Consider the following 4,044-nt stretch of genomic DNA (forward strand, 5'->3'; position numbering starts at 1 on the left):
ATTGGGTCAGCACAAGGCTGTTGTTCGTTACGCAGAAGGTATGGAAGCAAAAATCCAGATCTCTGTTGAAAGAGCTTAATTAGCGACTAGGTTTCGCTTTGTCGAAAATTTTTAAGGGACCCCACAAGGGTCCCTTTTTTATTTCTTGAAAATACTTCCCACCGTCTTTGCAAGGGCCGCTCTTTGGGTTTTAAGTCCGACGCAGGTTCAATGCGCGTATGCATAAGAGATCGTTATATTAAATATTTGAAAAATTGTATTGCACTGGTTCCATTTTGGGTGTTTAAAAGTCCCAATTTGGAGGGGGTCCTATGAAACTCACTATTTTTAAAGCAGCTCTTGTTACAGGTCTTTTGGGATCTTTAATTGCCTGCTCTCCTGCGCAACAAAACTCAGTTCAACTTGGTGCTGATAGCACATCTATAATTGGTGGGGCTCCCGTTGAATCCAAAGACGCCATTGGCAAGTCCACCGTGGCTTTAGTTGCCTCTGTGGTGACTCAAGACGGACAAGAAGGGCAATTCATCTGCACAGGCTCTTTGTTGACGAATAACGTGGTTTTAACAGCCGGCCACTGTGTTCCTGAAGTCGGTTCTGAATATAAAGAGGTCGCTCTTTACGTTATCTTCAATACGGATTTGAATAACATGCAAAGAGGCGATGTTCGCCTTGTTGTTGATCATGTTATTCACGAAGGCTACGGCAAAATTGGCGAACAAGGTGAAGATGCTCACGATCTAGCTCTTGTAAAATTTGCAGGCCCTATGGCGGCAGGCTACCAATTGGCGAAATTCTTGGATGACGAGTCGCTTTTGACTACGGGTAAAAAGGTCACTTTAGCTGGTTACGGTTTGATCGAAACTGATGGTGTTAACACTAAAAGCGACAACAAACTTCGCAAAGTCGATGTAGAGATTGTTGAGGACTTTGGTAAACACGAAATTCTTCTGGATCAAACTCAAGGAAAAGGCGCTTGCCATGGTGACTCTGGCGGTCCTGCATTTCTTGAAATCAACGGCACTCAATATGTATGGGGTGTTACAAGCCGTGGCGCTGGTAAAGATGGCAAAGACGATTGTTCTTTGGTCAGCGTTTATACAAAAGTTAAGTCAGAAGCGACCTTCGTTAAGGACGCGTTGCAAAAGCTTTCTGGAAAATAAACTCTGCATAGAGTTGAAGTTAAAAAGGCTCCCTTCGAGGAGCCTTTTTTATTTTAGAGTTCATAACTCTTTCTAAGCGCTCTGTTCGTTCTGCATTTCAAGAAAAACCAACTGAAGGTACTCAGCCATCACCTCACGCAACTCTTCAATGGTGAGCGTCTCCGGGCTTTTCCCGTACTTTTCCAATAGGGCGTTGAATTCGCGTTCGACAGGATCCTGAGGCAGTCCGGTTGCCGTAATCACTGTCTTTGCTAAAGTTTCTCCCATGATCAGCCTCCGTGCTTAACAAGGGTCTCGCTTAGTAAGACGCTTTGACTAAATCAAGAGGTTAAACAGAACTCAATTCCAAAAGTGACCTTTAGTCTTTGGTCCAGGTGTCTATTTACGGCGATGTGAATGCTGCTTGGACCAGCGCGCTTTGGGAAGATTCCAGTATAAGAACGGCAGCAACACACGTCGGGGCAACAAACGGCGGATGTAATAAAATAAGGTCGCATCTAAAGTCGCCGGAATCCAAAGGGGAGGATTTTCTTGCTTCATGACCTTCAAGATCTGGCGAGCGATCTTTTCCGGCGTAGTAAGAGACATATTCATCATCTTTTCCACAAACGGTGTCATGTTCTGATAGAAGTCACAGTAGGGCCCACTCCAGTTGCGCGTCGGATCTGAAAGTTCTGTATGATAGACGTTCCGGAAAGAATTGCTGTGGATAAAACCTGGCTGTACCAATGTGATTGTCACCCCGAACGGCCGCATCTCATACCAAAGCGCTTCGCTCGCCCCCTCCAGTGCGAACTTGGAGGCTGAATAGGAAGCCATGGTCGGCATTGCCAACATCCCACTGACTGAAGAGACGTTGATGATCTTTCCACGGCCGGTGGCCCGCATGTGAGGCAACGAAAGACGAATCAACCCCATGGGTCCGAAATAATTCGTCGCCATCTGCCGTTCCTCATCTTTTTCGGTCATGTGTTCGATCACAGAGCGATAGGAAATGCCGGCATTGTTAACAAGAATATCAACCCCACCCCAGTGCTTTTGGATTTCGTTATAAAGACGAATGCGATCGTCCTCTGAAGTGACATCTAGTGAACGCATTATGAAGCGATCATCTTCAAGAAAGTGATTGCGAAGGCTGGGCAGGCTGTGTTCGCGCGCGGTGGCGACAACTCGATACTCGTCGTGTTCGTGAAGGAGCTTCGCTAAAGCCAACCCAATACCACTTGAACAACCCGTGACAAGAACCACAGGTTTGAAACTTTGGGCCTTTTTACGCTGAAAAAGATGAAGTAAGGGCTTCATAGAAGCCCATTATCTTAAACTGGTGCGCCTGGTGCAAAGTTTTTAGGTCTGCCGCCTGGCATCGGAGGTGGAGCTTGCGGCGGTGGCATTGAATTGATGTTGCGTTCTTCAGGTTCTGCATCACGGAATCTGTTGTACTGAGCATCAAAACGCATTTTCACCGGGCCGGTAGCACCGTTACGCTGTTTACCGACGATAACTTCCGCATGACCTTGTTTGTCTGGATTTTCCTTATCGTAATAATCGTCACGATAAAGCATCATGATCACGTCGGCGTCTTGCTCGATAGAACCGGACTCACGTAGATCTGAAAGCATCGGTTTTTTCTCAGTACGGCCTTCGACGCCACGGTTAAGCTGCGCCAGAGCGATGACAGGAATTTGCAATTCTTTGGCAATCGCTTTTAAAGACTTCGAGATTTCCGCGACCTCTTGCTCGCGCGATGACATTTTTTGTTTCATGCTCATCAACTGCAAGTAGTCGATCATGATCAAATCAAGACCATGTTCGGCTTTAAGACGTCGTGCTTTCGAGCGAATTTCAAACGGCGAAACACCAGGAGTATCATCGATAAAAATGCTCGCCTCTGAAAGCAAGCTCGCCGCATGAATAAGGCGCGGCCATTCGGAGTCACTGACCCGACCATTACGAAGCGAGCCCAAGCCCACCTTCGCTTCGGCGGCTAACATACGCATCATCATCGACTCTTTACCCATCTCTAAAGAGAAATAGGCCACTGTCTTCTTTAACTTCAAAGCGACGTGCTGAGCGATATTCAGAGAGAAGGCTGTTTTACCCATGGAAGGACGAGCTGCGATGATCGTCATCTCGCCCGGATGCAGACCGGCGGTCATTTCATCTAAGCGCTTGAAGCCTGTAGCTAGGCCGGTGACTTCCACCTGATTTTTATAAAGCTCTTCCAGTTTTTTAATCGAGGAACGAACGATTTCCATAGAACCAACAAGACCTGTGTTGGTTTTCGCTTCCCCGACCTTGAAGATCTCGCTTTCCGCTTGGTCTACAAACGACTCAACGTCAGCAAAATCTTGGTCGTAAGCTCTTTCGATCAAAGAGCTGTTGACCTGAATCAGCTTGCGCAGGGTCGCCTTGTCTTTCACGATTTTCGCGTGAGTGGTGATGTTGGCTGCGGAAATTGTTTTATCCAAAAGACTGATAAGATACTCAGGACCACCGGCCATCTCCATCGTGCCTTCGCCCTGCAGAGTGTTTGTGACCGTGATGATATCCACAGGCTGGTTTTTACTATGTAAGTCTTTGATGGCGTTGAAGATCTTTTGATGACCCGGCTTATAGAAGTCTTCGGCCACGAGGATATCACCCACTTGATCCAAAGCTTCTCGGTCTAACATGAGACCGCCCAAAATAGACTGTTCGGCCTCAATATTCTGAGGTGGAATTCTCGTACTCATTGAACCCCTCTAAAGAGTAACGAAAGATTAGATAAAAGACAAAAAAATTGCGGGGCTACTTCAAAGTTGGTGGTTCTAAACGGCCCGCCGATGCACAAGTCTTCTGATAAATGCTTTGACCGTTGAAAGCCAAAGCATTCTTCCGAAAACTT

4 protein-coding genes are annotated in these 4,044 nt (G+C 46.7%); 1 reads left to right on the forward strand and 3 read right to left on the reverse strand.

Features of this window, described 5'->3' with window-relative positions; all coding sequences use genetic code 11:
- Nucleotides 1-311 precede the first annotated feature (311 nt).
- A complete protein-coding gene (locus OM95_RS16940) occupies nt 312-1,160 on the forward strand; it encodes a trypsin-like serine protease (protein ID WP_041876520.1) in 849 nt (282 codons plus the stop codon).
- A gap of 72 nt (nt 1,161-1,232) precedes the next feature.
- On the opposite strand, the gene OM95_RS16945 is transcribed toward OM95_RS16940, so the two are convergent.
- From OM95_RS16945 to dnaB, 3 genes are all read right to left on the reverse strand, one after another.
- Nucleotides 1,233-1,427: a hypothetical protein gene (locus OM95_RS16945; protein WP_041876522.1), complete on the reverse strand. Its 195-nt coding sequence runs from the start codon at nt 1,425-1,427 to the stop codon at nt 1,233-1,235.
- A gap of 111 nt (nt 1,428-1,538) precedes the next feature.
- Nucleotides 1,539-2,462 carry an SDR family oxidoreductase gene (locus tag OM95_RS16950; protein ID WP_041876525.1) on the reverse strand — a complete coding sequence of 308 codons (924 nt, stop codon included), beginning with the start codon at nt 2,460-2,462 and terminating at the stop codon, nt 1,539-1,541.
- Between the two features lie 14 nt (nt 2,463-2,476).
- A complete protein-coding gene (gene dnaB / locus OM95_RS16955; protein ID WP_041876526.1) occupies nt 2,477-3,892 on the reverse strand; it encodes a replicative DNA helicase in 1,416 nt (471 codons plus the stop codon).
- Nucleotides 3,893-4,044 lie beyond the last annotated feature (152 nt).

Origin of the sequence: Bdellovibrio sp. ArHS (assembly GCF_000786105.1) — a bacterium.
GTDB lineage: Bacteria > Bdellovibrionota > Bdellovibrionia > Bdellovibrionales > Bdellovibrionaceae > Bdellovibrio.